Origin of the sequence: Shewanella hanedai (assembly GCF_007197645.1) — a bacterium.
Lineage (GTDB): Bacteria > Pseudomonadota > Gammaproteobacteria > Enterobacterales > Shewanellaceae > Shewanella > Shewanella hanedai.
In genome coordinates, this window is record NZ_VKGK01000014.1 from 99,271 (window position 1) to 117,315 (window position 18,045).

Consider the following 18,045-nt stretch of genomic DNA (forward strand, 5'->3'; position numbering starts at 1 on the left):
TGGTTAATCCAACGGGGACAACTTATCCATCAAACACTCTGTTCAGCGTCTTCCCTTGGGGTTTTCTGTTTGACTCAATTGACGCAGATAGGCCACTAGCGCTTCAATATCTTTGTCTTTAATCAAGGCGCCCCAGGCTGGCATCAGAGTTGATTTATCCACCGATACTCCACCAAACTTAATCACTTTAAACAGGTGCTCATTAGAGAGTTTTTTCATCTCCTTGGCTGAGGTGTGATTTCTCGGTTCCTGAGCCAAGAAACTCGAATTGAGCCCCAATCCATCACCACTGATCCCATGGCATTGAGAACACGCAATCTGATAGATTTTCTCTGCTCGCCCTTCGATACTCGACACATCCTGTGGCGGTTTATCACGGTAGAGCTTCTCTCGCATGCTGACCTGTGCAGCTGATTCTTCCCCGAACAATGCGCTGTCTCTGTCTAGCATTAGGTAGTCCGTCATCGCCACCAATTGGTCACTGCGAACGCGGAGTTTTGGCATCGGCACCGTGTCCCAGTAATAGGGATCTTGCATGTAAGAGGTCAGCCACTGAGCTTGATATCGACTACTGGCGGAGTCAAACCCAGGTCCTGTCACGCCGCCCTTATCACCGACTCGATGGCAACTGCCACAACCCAGAATTTTATTAAAATGTATCGCACCTTTAATCACTGGCGTTCCGTTAAATGCCGGATAGGGATTCAATGGCAGTTGTTGTTGCGCCAAAAAGTCAGTCAGCAGCCTGGCTTTACTCTCATCAACAGCTAGGTGCTTATCTTTGAAAGCCGTACTGATTTTATCCCCGTCATCGCCAACCAAGGTTCGACGATATGCTAAATAACCAGCTGGCCTAATGGCGACCGGCTCTTGCAACCAGTCCTGTAGCCACTCATCACGATACTTGCTTCCAGCCGATACGAGCGATGGCCCTTTTCTATCCCAAAGCGTGAGTAAATCACGATTCGAGTCATATTCAAGAGAGTGACAAGAGGCGCATGCTTGCTTAAACATTGCCTCACCACTTCTCCCTTCTTCTGCGGGCTTAAGCTCTGGTGCTGCTTGCACCAAAGGCTCCTCTTGAACATTCTCATGAGCCTCTGCAGGCTCTCCAAAAAGTGCAGTAAACATCGCGACTAGCGCAGCCAGATAGCACTTTACACTTGGTGTGAGTGGATCATTGATGACACTCATTCGAGACCTCCTTGTGGTAAATAGGCCACAGCCCTCACCCAACCCGCGCTGCCATTTTTCACCTTAATCGGGAAGCAAGTGAGCCAAAAGCCGTGAGCTGGCAGCCATGAAAGGTGAGTTAGCTTCTCCATGGCGCAAAACTCATGATCCCGACCCACATAGTGAGCCCCCCAGACCGTGTCTTTCCCTAGGTTTAACATGTTGCGGTTCATCACATGGAATGGCGGGTCGATACTCCACGCATCGGTGCCAAACAGCCTTACTCCTCTGTCTTTGACTAAATAACGCACCAACTCGGGTGATAATCCTCGGCCATGCTCGTTATAGTCAGACACGCCATAAAAGGCCTCGGCGCCAGTGTGAAACAACACGATATCGCCAGCTTGAATGCGGTAGCCTTTCTCAAGTTCAAACTGCATCACCTCCTCAATACGGATCAGTTCGTCAGTATCTTGCTGCACTGAAATGCACACCCCGCGGCCACAAAACCAATCCAGTGGCATCTCATCAATAGTGCGACTGGGTTGACCAGCGCACTTAGGAGCATAATGAAACGGCGAATCAATATGAGTACTTGAATGGGTAATCGCTGATACCCGTTCACTGGCCCAGCCCAACTCTCCTTGTAACTCAGACCTTTGAGTTCCGACTAGCTCTGCAAGGTGATCTCCTCCACAGCAATGGTTCATCGGCTCTAGTTCGACAGGCACTGCCTCGGAAATGTGCGGCCCAAGCGCCACACTCAAATCAAGCAGAGTCACATTTAATGACGTCCCAAACAGCTCGCTAGGCAACGTAGTTGTAGCCAAATCTGTCTGTTGGTTGTTTACGGCGACGATACTCATAACACCACCCGTATTTTACCTTTGACGCCGGGGGTCTTTTTGTCCTCAAACTCAAACACACCGACTTGATTAAATACTTGGGAGAAGCTCTCTCCAGCGCGCAAGATGGGTGACTGCGTCCCCAATGGAATAATGGCTATTTGATGTAACAGATGGGAAATTTCATGGCCACTGGTTTTACCGTCATACATCCACGTCACAGTGCCACCTTTTTTAATGGTGATATCTGTTTTAGAAAACAGGGCTTTAGTGTCGCTGATGATCACCTGCTGCTTTTGCTGATTATTGGCTTTGAACCAAACAATCGCAGCCTTAAGTGCTTTGGTTTCACTACCAAATGAGGCTTGGTTTTGAGACAAGGTATATTCTAAATCTTTGAGCCAGTTTTTATTGCGACTGGATTTAGCCAACATCTCAAGTTGATCTTTACCCGCCTGATTGACTCCTTTATCCAGCTCAATCGCCTCTACCATGGCAACAATCGCTAATTTGCCTGGTTGATAATCAAAACGCCTTACAAGACGACTTTTGGCGCCGCTGCCGTCGGTAACTTCCACCGTAAGATGATGCTTACCAGGCAAGGTATTGAGCAAGCTCAAACGCCCCTGATTAAGACTGACTTTCTTACCATCAAGGGTCAGTGTCATCTCGCTTATTCCGGCAACTCTATCCAACGCTTGTATGGTGACCAATGGATCTGGCATGGTGACTTTGCGACCAGGTGAGAACAGTTTTAGTTCAGGCGCTGACATATCAAGCACCCCTAATTGCCCAGTAAACTGTTGAGAAAACCAGAAGTTACCTCTACTGTCCAACGCCAAACCGAAGGGGCGAGATGTTTTTGCCAACGGCGGTTTGCCAGGGAAAGTATCTGCACTGCCCACCGGTATTGGGTAAACAGTGAAATGCTTGTCTGCAGCTTGATAACGCAAGATCTGATTTCCATCGAGCGCCATGGTCCATATATCACCATTTTCGCCCGCTATAATCCCAGCAGGACGGGCTGCACCAGCAGGTACATCAACCAAATCAATCACGCTTGATCCCGGCGCAATATGACCTAACTTACCTTCCAGTTTGGCAAACCAAACGCCACCATCAGGGGCAATGGTTAACCCTGCAGGGCCATTAATCATGCCAGAACTCTGGGTACCCATTTTGAACTCTTGCACTTCGCCAGTGTTAGGGTCTAAGCGGCCAATACCATCGGCGTAAGCCTGAGTAAACCACACGGCACCGTTACTTTGGTCTATCGCCATGCCAGCGGGGCCAGAATGCTTAGTGGGCAATTCAAAATTCTTCACTTTGCCACTACTAGGATCCAATCGTCCTATTTTTCCACCCGCACGTTGGGTAAACCAAACCTGCTTTTTCGGGCCAATGGCGATATTAAATGGCCAGCTATTTTCGCCGGGGATCTCATACTCTCGAATTTGAGTCGTCGCGGTATTAAAGCGAATAATCTTATTGTCGTAGCTGGCCGCTATCCAGATCTCACCGGGATAACCATTTTCGATGCTACCTGCAATCAGACCCACTGGGCGTTTATCTTTACCTATGTTGTAAAGTGTCACCTCGCCATTGGCCATTTTGGCAAGTTGGCCTGAACGGGCCAGTGCGACCCAAACATTGTCACTGCTATCTATGGCTACAATGGCAGGCCCACTTCTGGGGCTAGCCAACGCAAACTCTTTTATATAACCCGTTTCAACTTTATGAGTTGCTTTGATTATATTGATTTTTTCTTTTCCCTCAGCCAAATTCGTACTGGCAGAGATGCCGACAAACAGCAATAGAATCATTATGGGGATGTAGAGTTCCAAAATAAATCTAGTGGTTAATATTCCATCATTATGTTTAGTCATTATCTACCTCGACAATTCGTTTTTCATCCAATCACACACCTGGGGCAACCAATTTTTGATAATTGATGTGCCAACATGCTCGGCGGCATACCATTGTGTTTCAACCCGATCACCGCCCCAATTAATGTAGGCATCGATATGGGAACGATTAAATAAGGTGTCTTCCGTCATTCCAATAATTTTCAGCTTGCCGCTCATTACCGGTAATTTATGTATATCCAGAGGTTCAACAAATCGATCGATGTCTTTCTCCTCTGGGATATTAAATGTCCACATAAACATTCGCCGTATGCGCTCTTGGGAAAGTTCTTTATGGGTTATCCAGGCTGGCGGAGAAACCGCAACACCTGCTTGAAATGCTGGACTTGCAGACAGCAATTGGGCGACCAGCAAGCCCCCAAAGCTGACACCAAAGACACCAAGTTTGACGTCATGTCCAACCAAGTCATTGATAATCCACTCAGCGATATCAACGGCATAGGCCTGCACATCAATGTGTGGTTTACGTGGTGAGGTCGCATTGGCTGCTGGAATATCCAAGCTCAGCACTGCGATGCCCCGTTCTAAAAATTTTGCGCCAAAGGCATGCATTTCAACTTCACAAATTGAATCCAAGCCATTGACCAATACCACCACTGATTTATATTCCTCGTCAGGGATACGGAAATATCCATCTATGGTGCGGCCTCTTACTTGCAAGGTTACACTGGTTATTTTCTCATCGAAGCGAATATAATTTTGATACGCTACTGTCGCTAGTTTTCTCAGTTTCTCAATCTTTCTTAAGGATTGAGTGGTGGTGTTTAAATGAATATCAAACGATGCGATATGGTAAGCACAACTTACCCATTTCCACATATATCCATATCTTTCTTGTTGTAGTTCATCCTCTTCAATTGAATTAGCCATTGCCTTTAGTTGACTGGCTGTTTGTAAAAAGACTTCAGACCATGGGACGTCATTGCGAATTTTATTATCAGCGATACGGATCTCCTCCAAAGGCAGATCTGTAAAGCCGACTCTCGTCATTAAAAAATCATGCATATCCATATTAAAATTCCTACAATCAGCCAGTATTATTGAACCTATCTTCGGATTCAGTTGTTAACTAAAGACACGCCCTCAATGCAAAGACGATCGACCTTGTTACCGAACTGCTCGGTGATCCAAAAACACTTGTCTTTGTCCCAATCCAATCCACCGACCCAGACATTTTTGTCGGGCACAGGATAGTTACGGATAACTTGTTTCTTAGTCAGGTCGAAACGCATCACTGAATTACCAAAGACGGTGGAAACCCAAAGTGCATCGTTAGGTTGGTCAAACACCAATTTGAAAGGTGCTGTATTACTTGGAAGCTTGTATTCGCTGATCTCTTTGGTTTTAGTGTCGATATAACCGAGACGGTCAGCACGCATTTGAGCGAACCAAAGGTTACCTTTGTCGTCTTCCTCTAACGACAGTGGCCATGCACCTTTTGTTGGGATCTCCCAGCGATGAGCTTGCCATTTCTTCTGATCAACCCAACCAATGTGGTTACCCAGTTTTTCGGCAAACCAAAGTTCATTATTTTTAGTCACCAATACGGTACGCGGCGCTTCATCTCCCTCAGGCAGTGCCAAGGTCTTCCACTTCCCTTCAGGTGTCATTCGCGCCAGTAAACCCGCATCGCTCAATGCAACCCAAACGTTATGGTTGTAGTCAACGGTGATCCCAACCGGCAAGCTGTCTTCGACTGGAATATCGTATTCAGTGATCTTGAAATCACGAATTCGGGCTATCTTATTGGCAGCTCTCAAGGTGACCCACACATCATTGTTTTTAGGGTCAAAACCCATCGACGTAGGACCACTTTCAGGGGTCGGTGTTGGTAACTCACCAATTTTTCCATCTTTCACATAACCAATGGCACTGCCTGGTGGTCCTGGTGGAAATCCTGGGCCAACAAATCCGCCGCCCATCTCTGTAAACCAAACGGTATTCTGTTTATCAACACCGATGATGCCAGGAGTGGATTGTTCAGTGGGTACCTCAAATGACTTATAGCTGAACTTGTCATTGTGCTTATCGACATCAGTGCCGCCCGAGGCGAGATCTCCTCCACCGATATAGGCAAGATCAGTACGAATAATTACGCTGACTTTGTTCGTGGACTGCTCGGTAAACCACACATTGCCTTTTGAGTCGAGCATGACTGCTGCAGGATGTGAGTTTTCACTTGGGATAGGATAATGATCAAAGGTTCCGGTGCTAGGCTCAAAGCGTCCAATGCGGTTAGCAAATAACTGAGTAAACCAAATATCACCTCGGTCATCTGCTGCCATAATAAAAGGCCCAGCGTGTCTGTCTTCGAGGGTGTATTCCTGAATTGCACCATTAGGTAAAATTTTACCTATTTTGCCGCCATTTCGTTCAGAGAACCAAACAACACCATCTTTATCGACCACGACATTACAAGGTCTCGCATCAGGAGTTGGCAACACAAATTGATCGAACTTTTCAGTGCTAGGATTAAACTTACCAATGATATTCACGTCACGCTCTGCAACCCACACGTTATCATCGTGGTCTACCGCGATCCCTGTTGACATCGTTTTGGTTGCTGGCAGTGGAAACTCAGCCATTTTGCCGCTATCGGCATAGATCACACCGATTTTGTCACCCTTAGTTTCGGTGAACCAGATGTTATCTTTCGAATCAATCGCGATTCCCGTTGGCCAAGCATTGGGAGTCGGAATGTTGTAACTAACCACCTCACCATTACGTCCCATCTTGGTGATTCGGTTTGCCAAACGTTCGGTGATCCACAAATCCCCTTTGGAATCGAATACGATGCCCATTGGGCTGGTTTCTTTACCCTCTAGTTTCCATTCTGAAATACGTCCATTTCCATCCAGTCGCCCCACTTTACTGATTGCTGGAACATCAATGAAGTTCTTCGCAAATCGACCACCACTTTCACTGAACCAGATATAATCGTCTTTATCGATGGCCAGAATATGTGGCACAGCATTTTTAGTCGGCACATCATATTGCGCCACAGTAAAATCGACTCCCTTAGTGGTTTTCATTTGATGCATCATCACGCTGGATTGAGTGACGCTAGTCGGCTCTTTAAATTCAGCGGCATTTAAATAGCAGGCATTCACGCCCAACATTAATATAAACCCGGCTTTAATTACATCAGCATGCCATTTCCACTTTTCATTTATTTCCATTAGATAAAACCTCCATCAATTTTTGGAAAGTATCATTAATTACACAGGTAAGTTGTATTCCAGTAAATCTTTAAGGGCCAACATTGTTTGTCTGCTATTCGCACATAAAAGCCGAGCAATATGACCATTCACATCTTCCACTTTTTCAATTCCCTCCATTTCTTTAATAACTGCAATTGCTTTATCTTCGATTGATTCAAAATAATGTCGACTTTCAACTACTGTCCCTCCATCTGAATCATTTTTAAACTTCCAATAGCCAAAATGAATTTTTAAAAATGGTGGTGGATTAGATTGAAAATAATAAATAACATCTTCCATTTTTGAACGTACTGATTTAAATGTTGCGAGATTACCTTTTGTCATTACGTGCATGATTAAATGTTGAACATCGAACTCTTCATAAATAACATCGACTTTCTCTACATGCTTGGCTACCTCAGGCCAATTCTCTAACCGCCAATATGCATTAAACACGACTTCTTTATTTACCAAATAATGAACTTGGGTTTCTACTGTATTCATATACCCTCTATATCTATTTGTGAAATACGATTTGCCCCCTGTTGGGTAAACCAAATATTGCCATCTTGAGCAAAAGTAATTCCCATCGGCTTGGCTCCCCTCACTGGCATCTCTACAACATCAAATTGCTCAGTATTTTGATCGAATACCGCCACCTGATTACCGCCAACATCGCCCATACCACCACCATCGGAAACCCAAATACGCTCTTGGTTATCCAGCGCCAATTTAACCGGCTGGCTTTTATCTCCCGGCAGTTTGAACTCTTTCCATTGACCTGAGTCCGGCGTAAATTTAGCAATAGAACCTGCGCCTCCTTGCGCCACCCAAACATTGCCCTTATGCAGCATTAAGCCAATGGGTTGAGCCGTTGGTGTCGGCGTGAGGAACACGTCATAAGCCATCGTGCCTAGGTCCAATTTGGCGAGATAACTACGCTCATCATTCGCGCAACTGATCCACAGAGCATCCCTTTGAGCGTCATATATCGCTTGCATCGGATTACTATCCTGCCTGGGGAGTGGATAGCCTTTAAAGCTAGCCGTCTCAGGATTAAATAGGCTAATTTGATTGGCACCCAACTGGGTCATCCATAATCTATTTTTACCATCCAATACCAAACTGCTTGGTAACGCTGACTCCTCTGCCAATGGATATTCAATCACCTCTCCGGAATCTGGATTTATTTTAGCCAGACTATTTCCCCGAAACAGTGCAGCCCAAAGAGTGCCGTCTTCCTCCACCGCTAAGCCAACAGGCATACTTGACGGTGTGGATAATTCATATTCACGGAACTCTTTATTGTGAATATTGACAGCCCCTATTTTATTACCCAACATTTCCGTGAACCAAAGCCAACCCGCCTTATCCTCCAAAAGGTTATTTCCTGGCCAAGAGCCAGGTGTCGGCACTTTATAATCACTTACATTAAATTCAATCTTATTAATATCAGAGCTATTAACATCTAAATTATTAACGTCAGAGTTATTTACACCCAATTTGTTAATATCACTTTTATAAACTATTTTTTTTTAGTATCTCCATTTAAATTTTTAGTTAACAAAGTTGAGTTATCATTATTTGATAATTTACTGAGTGCTTCTTTAGCAATTAATTCATCTGCTAACTTTGGATCGAAACGGCCAATTTTATTCCCCATTTGTTCGGTGAACCAAACAATGCCATTTCTATCGACCGTTATACCGCCTGGTCGTGAATCAACTGTGGGTATTTTATATTCAGTGATCTTGCCGGTTTTGGTTTCCATTTTGCCAATTGAATTACCATATACTTGCGTAAACCAAAGGTTATCATCAGCGTCAGGATATACTTTAAACGGTGCAGTGAATGGTGTAGGAATACTATATTCAACAATTTTATCACCCACGACTTTGGCAACTTTATTACCGACCATCTCTACAAAATAAACGGTACCATCTGAGGTTTCAGCAATACCTGCAGGACGTGCAAGCTTAGTTGGAATATGTAAACGGACAAACTCTTCAGTTTTAGTATCGTAATAGCCAATTTCATTGGCTACACGAGCTGTGTACCAAATGCGCTGCTGGGAGTCGACAAAAATGGTTCTAGGTTCAGAATCTTCATCAGGCAGTTCAATCTCCTTAATCTTCCCCTCTTTATCGATGTAGCCGATTTTGTTTCCGTAACGCTCTGCAAACCAGATATTGCCTTTCTTATCAATATCGACACCAAGAGCATACCCACCTTTTGTGGGGATCTGATGTTCCACCATATTGCCTTGCGGATCTAACACACCAATACGATTGGTAAATCGTTCTGTGAAATAGATATTGCCATCATCATCCATCACCAACGAATCCACGCCAATTTTTTCATCCCCATCTTTCGATGTTGGCGTCGCATACTCAACAAACTGACCATCAGGGCTCAATCGACCCAGTTTGTTCTGTGACGGAATATCTTCAAATCCATAGAAGTCACCTCCGCCTTCAGTGAACCAGATGTTGTCATCCACTTTACTGGCAATGATCATTCTGGGGACGCTGTTCATCGTCGGCACCACATATTCTGTAAATGCAGGCTGATAAGCGTAATCCGGCTCACTCGCTACACCGCCGTCTTCATTCCGTACGGTGATTTTTCCCCGCATAAAGAAATGACGGTGACAGATGTAGTCGTAAACTCCGGCTTTGGTGAATTCATAACTCCATTCATTACCGACGTTTACATCTTCAGAAAACAGCGTGATCTCTCGATCCATGACAATGTGGTACATATCTGGGCCTGCATTTCGCCAAGTAACCGTATCTCCGATCTTTATATCTAAACTTGTATTGTCAAAATAGGGCGGCGCGTCTGTCATATTGATCACATGGGTTTTCGCCGCATAAACATTGAGTGCAAGCATGCTGCACGTTAATACCAGACTTGCGCTGAGTAGGCGCTTTTTAATCGATAAATTCACTTTGATTATCCTTTCGTTAATGAAGTACACGCACTCCCTGCAAGCTTTCGCTAATTAGCAGAAAATACAGCTCTTACTCTCCCTACAACGTCGGCAACAGTTTCAGCCCCCGCCAAAAACAACCTTCGCTGATCGATCTTTAATTCGTTTCTAATCCCGGCTTCCAGTTCAACAACCTCCGTAGAATCCATGTCAAAGTCATAGGTCAGATGTTGATTCATATGAACCTCCTCTTCCAAACACAATACTTTTTGAATTGTTTTCTTTACGGTTATCTCCACAATATCCATATTGGTTTCCTTCACTGTTATTCACACCTAATTTATAAATACTCTTTCAATGACAATACTGGTTATTCAAGTAATACCTCTGGATGACTTAACGTAATAGCGCTCACACATTGATGACCAACTGAAATAGCTAACACCCTTGAGTGCTTCTTACTTTTAATAAACTCAGCGGCGGCAATAACAGCAGCAGCACTATTTACAGCCAAAGCATCACCAAGAATATTTTCTAGATCGATAATATTTAGCACTCTTGAATTAATGGTTTGCTGAATAAGCTGAGTCACATCTTTTTTTGTTGAAACATCATCGTTCATACTCAATATAACGAGACTTATATTTTCTTTATCCTGAGCTGTTAATATGGTCTTTAGCATCTCACCCAGTTCATCTTTACAACAATGACTCGCTAGCAAAGGCCTAGATACTTCGTTACATAGCACTGGCCTATTCTCATCTATCGCTGATTGTAGCGATGCCTTTTCAAGTACGAGCATTGCAGCACCCTCACATAAATGGTCACTATTGGAATAAGCCTTACGATAAGCAGCCTCAACAAAAGGGGTCACTGGCGCTTCCACTGCACCACATAGCACCAATTGGTAGTTAGCTCGCACTCTGTCTAATCCCATACCAATGGCTTGAGCACCGCCACATCGATCGGTTGTCACCGTTTTAGCCAGACCCGCTACTTTTAAATGAATAGAAACCTGTCCTTGGGGCGCTGCAGGAAACCATGCTGAGGCGAGATAAGGGCTGATTTCAAGCAGTCCTTCACTGTGTAATTTACGCAGCTGAGGTTCGGTATATGTCCAGCCTCCCGTCATGTTTCCAAGAAATATCTCACACCCATAAATCTCCTTTTCAGTGAGTTTTCCATCTTCAAAACAGGACTGAGCAGCTGCAATCGCCAATAATGAGAAACGATCCATCTTCTTCCCATCCCGACGAGTTAACGCCAGATTTTCAGATATCACCGAGTCAGATACCTGCTTACATTCTGATTGAAAAGCATGTCCCGCTATTAGATACTCAACCAGTTTGTTATTTTTTTGAACTACACCGAAAAATATACTGGTTGCTCTTACCGTTATCACTTCAGCCAAAATAAAACCTCTCAGTTTATAATTCATCTAATGCCTTATGAACTCAATCCCTATAAGTTCACTGTAAACCCAACTAAACTAATTTATTATTTCGTAACATTCATTAACGACAAAACTAAAACGACGACTACATGTTTTCAACACATTTATAATTTATAAGGTTATTTATAACGGTTAACAGTTAACTGCCTTAATGTTGACATCAGTTAACCGTTAATTAAGTTTTTTATTTATACTTAACACCATCCTTTTTTATTATAAAATAAATAACAACTGATAAAAAAATTACAGATAGGGCTTACTAACATTGAGGTATAAAAATCATAAATAAAATATGTGAACTGACAGAAAGGATACGTACAATGAAAGGGAAACTAATGAAATGAACTCAAGCTACACCAGTAAATATCTTCACAAAGGTGATTAAGGACCTAAGCTTCTTCCATAAAATCAAGTTTACCCTTAACTTAATGAACCTAGTGACTAACCGGAAACAACCACTTCAGTAAATTATCTTTATCAATCTTGATACATACAGGTCTGTATATGGAACTTAGCAAGAGATGAAACAATAAAATTAATATCACTAATATCTCGAACCTTACGAGATATTGCACTGGGTTTAACTTGAAACTTTTTCGCGACTTCCGATTGCTCTATCCCCTCGACTAGATGTGCAAAAACAGCCGTTTTAACAGGTAAAGAACTGGACTTCGTCAAACTGAAAAGTAATTCCAAGTATCCTTTTGGTACCTTTCCCGCGATTAGACGTCGCATCTTTTGGTCTACTTTATAATTGTAAGACTCATCATCTATAACTTCAGAGAAATATTCATCCACCACACATTCAACAGCTTTCGCTATATCCTTAACAAAACTATCCCTTCTTAATTCACTCATATAAATATCCTTATTAACTTACATATACTAATTTCAGAACAACAGCATGTGTGTTAATTTTTTACCACTACAGTCAATCCTGCCTGGAGTAACGAGAAATGCCTTAACTATCACAATCTCGCACTACTTATGAATCTAAACATACAAAATACGGTGTAATACAAGATAAAACTTGGACAAGCTCAATTAGCCTTAAATACCTAGCACTTAGGTAGACATACCAAGATAAATTCTGAACATAACCTATTGAATAATCATTCAGGAATTGCAATATATTTTATATCCATTAAGTCTAACTAAATATAATGGTCTCTCTATCCGTCCAGTTTTGATAAGTAAAAACATAATAATAACGAGCATTGCTAATATATTTTAGAATAGGTAACTTTAGGAACTAAACATATTTCGAGCAAAGAGCACTGTCGGTTTGCAGTTTGTCTTTTTTGAGAGAATATTAAGACAGACTAGCAAATCAATAATTATTAGCCTTTTTCATTGAATAATTAAGATTTCTGACTCATCAACTAAAATATATATCAGAGGTGAACATGCACAATCGAACGTTATTACTCATCCATCTCATTATCCTCAATGTGCTGCTAACCGCTTGCTCTACAACAACTCCACCTACTAATCCTACACCCACGGAGATTGTTTTTGTCTGCGAGCATGGCAATGTCAAAAGCCTGATGGCAGCGACATATTTCAATGATCTTGCCCAAGCCCGCAACCTATCCTATCGCGCAATCTCCCGTGGCATAGCGCCAGATTCTGATTCTGTCCCCACACCCATCATTGCCAAATTAAACACTGATGGTTTTGATGTTTCCAGCTACAGTCCGAAGAAAGTGGCCCTCACAGATTTGAGCTCTGCTGCTCATATCATCCTTATTGGAACAGTATTTCCAACAACCACTTCAGAAACACATACTAAGTCTGAAACATGGACAGATGTTCCACCCGCCTCGGTTGACTATTCAGCCGCTCGAGATTCCATAAAAGCTCACATAGAATCATTAATAGATAAACTTGAAGCTGACAAATTACACTGATGAGTGCTCAATCCTTTTTTAACAAGCTGGAGGTCTTCTCCATGCTCCGAAATTACCTGACTGGCGTACTAATGTCATAGAACTGGCAGAGTATTGTCAGGCTCGAGTCCTATGTTTGTCAGAACGAATTTAGGTAATTGTGTTTAAGATGACTTTACTTTTTTAACACCAAAGTAAGGTAAAATAATGAGTAAATACGTGGATCTAAATAGCAAAAAAATTCAGCAACTAAGAACTCAAAAATGTTGGAGTCAGGATGAACTGGCAGCGGCAACAAATTTAAGCATAAGAACAATTCAACGAGTTGAAAAGGCAGGTAATGCATCCCTAGAAACGGTAAAAGCACTTGCCTCTGTTTTCGAAGTTGACCCCGCTTATTTGCAAAGTACCAAAGATATACAGCATGTTACTTTTAACTTTATATGTAAGTATGCTTGGTTAGTTGCATTTGCAATATCGAGCGTGTTTTTTGGTCTTTGGATCGTGGACATTCTTATCCCCACCCTCAAAGGGGCTGACTTCAATCAGCAATATGAACTTCATGGTAACTTTCGATATCTTGATTTTGGTGGCATAAGCTTTATTGTTGGTTTTTTATGTTTGGGTTCAAATATTTTAATTGAATTTTTGAATCGAAAAAAACGTTCACAAAGTCATCCGAACGCGAATCAGCCTTAATCCTCTTTATTAACTGATATAACCAGAGAGCGCATATTGAAAACCAAGATCCGAATATCGCTCACTCTGGCTGTTTTTCTATTCAGTTTGCTCACGTCACATCAGTATTACAACGAAGATAAATCAGCTCTTCAATTACGCCTCTGTAAAGGGGGGAATCTCAGCTCAAAACAATTCAGCGCCCCTTAACACTAAATACTGACGGTTTAGATAGACTTACTAAGCTAAACACCTAGAATGGTTGACTTAGGTGAGCCTCTCTCACCGGAATATTAATGCTCTTTTTCTAGGAATATTCATGCTCTATCTTGTTCAGTCTAATCGAATGGAAGCCCTTTCTGCACAGCTCGCAGAGGAGCTGAAAACACCCATCCCCGGCATGCCACTGCTAATGCCGGAGCAGATATTGGTCCAAAGTCCAGGCATGTCCACTTGGTTAAGACTTGAGATAGCCAGTAAAAACAAGATTGCCGCAGCATTAGAGTTTCCACTGCCGTCGAGCTTCATTTGGCAACTTTGCCACATACTCTTGCCTGATGTGCCTAAAGAGAACGCCTTCACCAAACCGTCAATGACGTGGAAATTGATGGAGTTACTGCCAGAGCTGCTCAATATTGATGAGTTTGCTCCATTAAATAACTACCTCCACTCAGGTCACAATGCTGATGAGATAAAAGAAGATCCGTTAAAGCTGTTTCAGCTTTGCGGCCAAATTGCGGATATCTTCGATCAATACCTGGTTTATCGCCCCGATTGGATAGCGGCTTGGGAAGCCAACGAACCGACCTTGCCTCCCAAAGGGGATAAACTCGACCCTTCACAAACTTGGCAACCTATCTTGTGGCGCGCGCTCATCGAATTTAATAACCTGCGCCTTAACAAGAGCCGTTATCACCGGGCAAACCTGCATCAATCCCTGTTTGATGCACTTGATGATCCCAATACCAATCTCGATGGCCTACCGAGGCGTTTATTCGTATTTGGTATCTCATCCATGGCACCACAAACCTTAGATGTGCTTTATCATCTGGCCAAGCGCATAGATGTGATCATGTTGAATTTAAGTCCCTGCCAGCACTATTGGGGGGATATTGTCGATCCTCGTCTGCGAGCACGTATGGCACTTGAATACGCCAACAAACACAAGCTAGAAACCCTATGGGAAGATAAACTTGAAGTGGGAAATCCCCTGCTAGCCAATAATGGCAAAATGGGACGTGAACTACTGGATCTTATTTTGGAGCTTCCAGAAGAGCATACCAACTTTAACTTCGAGTGTTACCAAGACCCAGGCGTCGATAGCCTACTGCAAGGGGTACAGCATGATATTCTCGAACTCGAAACCCGCAATAGAAGCTTAGGGCCTGATGCCTCGCTCTATCTGACACTCGATGATCGCCGCACGCTAGCAAGCGATGATGACTCATTAACTTTAAGAAGTTGTCACAGCCCACTGCGTGAGATTGAAACCCTGCACGATCACCTGCTGGAAATGCTCTCCGGCGAGCCTGAAAACCCTAATGACCCATTGCTGGCCAAAGACATCGTTATTATGCTCCCCGATGTGGCCGCATACGCGCCCTATATCGACGCCGTCTTTTCAGCAAAACAGGGCGCTCACTATATTCCCTACGCCATTGCCGACAGAGGCGCGGCGCAAGAGTCACCGCTGATCAACAGCTTTTTGCACATTCTGTCTATCAACCAGAGTCGTTTTGGATTAACGGATATTTTAGGCATTTTAGAAGTGCCTGCAGTATTGAGACGCTTTGAGCTCGATGATGAAGCCTTAATGATGATCCGTCACTGGCTCGAACAAGCTGGCGTACGTTGGGGCCGGGATGAAAGCAGCCGCACGGCGCAGTCATTGCCCGCATTCGATAAAAACTCTTGGGCCTTTGGCATTAAACGCCTTATCTTAGGCTACGCATTTAGCGATGGCGCCGCCCTGTACCAAGACACGCTGACCGTGGCTGGCATCGAAGGTCAATCAGCGCAAGCCTTAGGAAAACTGCTCAACTTTATCGAAGCCTTGGATGAATATCGCCTGCAACTTGCACAGAGCTGTGACATTGAAGTACGTATGGCGCAACTTGCTCAATTACTAGAAGATTTCTATGAGGTTGATGACGAAGAGCGGATGCAACTGCAAGCCATACGTGAAGCGATAAGCAAACTCAAAACAGAACTCAATGAGGCCGGACAAGTCACTCCGCTTAACATCCAAGTGCTGCAAAACTGGTTTAACAGTACATTAAGCGAATCTCGCGTCGGTCAAAGATACTTAGCCGGTAGCGTTAACTTTTGTACCTTGATGCCGATGCGTTCTATCCCCTTTAAGGTAGTCTGCCTAGTTGGCATGAACGACGGTATTTACCCTAGAGTACAGCATCCCGTCGGATTTGATTTAGTGGCACAATTTGGGCCACGCAAAGGCGACCGTTCACGCCGTTTAGATGACCGTTATCTGTTTCTTGAAGCGATACTGTCTGCCCGTGAGCAGCTTTACATTAGTTATATCGGTCACAGTGAGCGCGACAATTCAGAGCGTATCCCTTCAATGTTGGTTTCTGAATTGGTTGAATATTGCCAACTCTGTTATCTGCCTGAAGCATTCAGCAACTTAGACCGAAGTGACGCTGAGACTATCGTCAAGGTGATCCCTGCGATTGAAAAAGCAGTCCATCAGCAATTATTGATTGAGCAGCCTCTGCAACCTTTCGATGAGCGCCTTTATCTAAGTCAAGACGCTGAATCTACAGAGCAAGAGTCGCCCACACACACCTCATTGAAACAAAAAGCCTTTAAACAAAGCTATTCGGCTCAATGGTGTCCGGCAACCTCTGCTGCAGATGTAAAAGAATCGGATCGAATAAGTGACACGCCACGCTTTATTGAAAATGGCGTGAATATCACTCAAGTCAATGAACAACTGGATAGTATTGAGACAGAGGAGCTGGAGGTTTCCGCGCTCATTCGCTTCTTCAGAAATCCAGCTCAGTACTTTTTCAATCGAAGTCTGAAGGTGGATCTGGGACTCAATATCCAAGCGGATGATAACGATGAGCCCTTTAGCCTCAATGCGCTAGAGCGTTATAAGCTGCAAGCCAATCTGCTTGATAACGCCATTTCACAAAACCTCGAAGCGCCTGATGAGGTATTACTGCAACGACTCAAAGCCAGCGGCGAGCTACCATTGCAACCCTTTGATAATCTGTTACTTGGCCAATATCTCAATGACATTAAATCCATCATTGGCCGCACACTTTATCTGCGGGGTGAAAATCAACGCTCCCAAGATATCGAGCTTGTATTTACTCCAGCAGATGGCCTCAATGAAGCCATCACCTTGGTGGGACGCATAGACGATCTCTGCGCTAAAGGCCTAGTCAATTACCGCCCCGGCACCGCCAATGGCCGTGACTTAATTCGCGTTTACTTAAGACATTTGTGTATTTGCGCCATGAAAGGCAGTGATCTAACGCTTATTGATAATGTTGCCAATAGTGATACTCCTCAAGCAAGCGGCAAACAGCATACGAGCTATCTACTAGATATCGGTCATTTCCACGCATTTCATGGAGTGACGCCAGAACAAGCCAAGGCACAATTGAGTATTTGGTTAAGTCACTTCCAATCAGGACAGCTGCACCCCTTGATGTTTATACCCAGAACCGCCCTAGCCTATGTCGAAGCTGAAGGTGAGCACGGTGAGAAACTTATCGAAGCACAAAGTCAGTGGAAAGATGAGCAGAGCCAGTTAGGCGAAGGCTTCGAGCCTCATTATCAACGCCTCTTTCGTTTCCCTGATGATTTCACAGAAGACACATTCGGACAGATAGCCATGACACTGCTCAGCCCTATGCTCAGCCTTTATCACAAAGACAAACTCAGTGAGTTGTCTGCATTTGTTGAAGGGGGCGCTTAAT

14 protein-coding genes are annotated in these 18,045 nt (G+C 43.7%); 3 read left to right on the forward strand and 11 right to left on the reverse strand.

Annotated features, from left to right (window positions below; genetic code table 11):
• Positions 1–42: 42 nt before the first annotated feature.
• From FN961_RS12855 to FN961_RS12905, 11 genes are all read right to left on the reverse strand, one after another.
• Positions 43–1,194, reverse strand: a complete 1,152-nt coding sequence (locus FN961_RS12855; RefSeq protein WP_144040577.1) for a c-type cytochrome — start codon at positions 1,192–1,194, stop codon at positions 43–45.
• Positions 1,191–2,039: a cyclase family protein gene (locus FN961_RS12860; protein WP_144040578.1), complete on the reverse strand. Its 849-nt coding sequence runs from the start codon at positions 2,037–2,039 to the stop codon at positions 1,191–1,193. Before FN961_RS12860 ends, FN961_RS12855 begins: the two co-directional genes overlap by 4 nt.
• Positions 2,036–3,904 (reverse strand): virginiamycin B lyase family protein, encoded by a 1,869-nt coding sequence (locus FN961_RS12865; RefSeq protein WP_144040579.1) that lies wholly within the window; start codon positions 3,902–3,904, stop codon positions 2,036–2,038. The genes FN961_RS12860 and FN961_RS12865 overlap by 4 nt, the downstream gene beginning before the upstream one ends.
• Before the next feature lie 3 nt (positions 3,905–3,907).
• Positions 3,908–4,954, reverse strand: a complete 1,047-nt coding sequence (locus FN961_RS12870) for an alpha/beta hydrolase family protein (protein ID WP_144040580.1) — start codon at positions 4,952–4,954, stop codon at positions 3,908–3,910.
• 47 nt (positions 4,955–5,001) lie between these two features.
• Positions 5,002–7,122, reverse strand: coding sequence for a Vgb family protein (locus FN961_RS12875; protein ID WP_144040581.1), 2,121 nt, complete (start codon positions 7,120–7,122; stop codon positions 5,002–5,004).
• A 39-nt stretch (positions 7,123–7,161) separates the two neighbouring features.
• A complete protein-coding gene (locus FN961_RS12880; protein WP_144040582.1) occupies positions 7,162–7,647 on the reverse strand; it encodes an SRPBCC family protein in 486 nt (161 codons plus the stop codon).
• Positions 7,644–8,645, reverse strand: a complete 1,002-nt coding sequence (locus tag FN961_RS12885) for a Vgb family protein (protein ID WP_144040583.1) — start codon at positions 8,643–8,645, stop codon at positions 7,644–7,646. The genes FN961_RS12880 and FN961_RS12885 overlap by 4 nt, the downstream gene beginning before the upstream one ends.
• A gap of 23 nt (positions 8,646–8,668) precedes the next feature.
• Complete coding sequence (locus tag FN961_RS12890; RefSeq protein WP_144040584.1) at positions 8,669–10,093, reverse strand: virginiamycin B lyase family protein; 1,425 nt, start codon at positions 10,091–10,093, stop codon at positions 8,669–8,671.
• 50 nt (positions 10,094–10,143) lie between these two features.
• On the reverse strand, positions 10,144–10,383 hold the full coding sequence (locus FN961_RS12895) for an acyl carrier protein (protein WP_144040585.1): 240 nt from the start codon (positions 10,381–10,383) through the stop codon (positions 10,144–10,146).
• A gap of 62 nt (positions 10,384–10,445) precedes the next feature.
• Positions 10,446–11,513: a beta-ketoacyl synthase N-terminal-like domain-containing protein gene (locus FN961_RS12900; protein WP_144040586.1), complete on the reverse strand. Its 1,068-nt coding sequence runs from the start codon at positions 11,511–11,513 to the stop codon at positions 10,446–10,448.
• Positions 11,514–12,005: 492 nt separating this feature from the next.
• A complete protein-coding gene (locus FN961_RS12905; RefSeq protein WP_144040587.1) occupies positions 12,006–12,386 on the reverse strand; it encodes a PapB/FocB family fimbrial expression transcriptional regulator in 381 nt (126 codons plus the stop codon).
• A gap of 548 nt (positions 12,387–12,934) precedes the next feature.
• Here FN961_RS12905 and FN961_RS12910 point away from each other — a divergent pair.
• From FN961_RS12910 to recC, 3 genes are all read left to right on the forward strand, one after another.
• Positions 12,935–13,438, forward strand: a complete 504-nt coding sequence (locus FN961_RS12910) for a hypothetical protein (RefSeq protein WP_144040588.1) — start codon at positions 12,935–12,937, stop codon at positions 13,436–13,438.
• A gap of 186 nt (positions 13,439–13,624) precedes the next feature.
• On the forward strand, positions 13,625–14,116 hold the full coding sequence (locus FN961_RS12915) for a helix-turn-helix domain-containing protein (RefSeq protein WP_144040589.1): 492 nt from the start codon (positions 13,625–13,627) through the stop codon (positions 14,114–14,116).
• 298 nt (positions 14,117–14,414) lie between these two features.
• Positions 14,415–18,044, forward strand: coding sequence for an exodeoxyribonuclease V subunit gamma (gene recC / locus FN961_RS12920; protein ID WP_144040590.1), 3,630 nt, complete (start codon positions 14,415–14,417; stop codon positions 18,042–18,044).
• Position 18,045: the final 1 nt, after the last annotated feature.

Coding starts and splice junctions, on each gene's coding strand:
- FN961_RS12900 (WP_144040586.1), bottom strand. CDS start 11,513: ATGAATTATAAACTGAGAGGTTTTATTTTGGCTGAAGTGATAACGGTA.
- FN961_RS12855 (WP_144040577.1), bottom strand. CDS start 1,194: ATGAGTGTCATCAATGATCCACTCACACCAAGTGTAAAGTGCTATCTG.
- recC (WP_144040590.1), top strand. CDS start 14,415: ATGCTCTATCTTGTTCAGTCTAATCGAATGGAAGCCCTTTCTGCACAG.
- FN961_RS12860 (WP_144040578.1), bottom strand. CDS start 2,039: ATGAGTATCGTCGCCGTAAACAACCAACAGACAGATTTGGCTACAACT.
- FN961_RS12870 (WP_144040580.1), bottom strand. CDS start 4,954: ATGGATATGCATGATTTTTTAATGACGAGAGTCGGCTTTACAGATCTG.
- FN961_RS12880 (WP_144040582.1), bottom strand. CDS start 7,647: ATGAATACAGTAGAAACCCAAGTTCATTATTTGGTAAATAAAGAAGTC.
- FN961_RS12865 (WP_144040579.1), bottom strand. CDS start 3,904: ATGACTAAACATAATGATGGAATATTAACCACTAGATTTATTTTGGAA.
- FN961_RS12910 (WP_144040588.1), top strand. CDS start 12,935: ATGCACAATCGAACGTTATTACTCATCCATCTCATTATCCTCAATGTG.
- FN961_RS12905 (WP_144040587.1), bottom strand. CDS start 12,386: ATGAGTGAATTAAGAAGGGATAGTTTTGTTAAGGATATAGCGAAAGCT.
- FN961_RS12895 (WP_144040585.1), bottom strand. CDS start 10,383: ATGGATATTGTGGAGATAACCGTAAAGAAAACAATTCAAAAAGTATTG.
- FN961_RS12915 (WP_144040589.1), top strand. CDS start 13,625: ATGAGTAAATACGTGGATCTAAATAGCAAAAAAATTCAGCAACTAAGA.
- FN961_RS12875 (WP_144040581.1), bottom strand. CDS start 7,122: ATGGAAATAAATGAAAAGTGGAAATGGCATGCTGATGTAATTAAAGCC.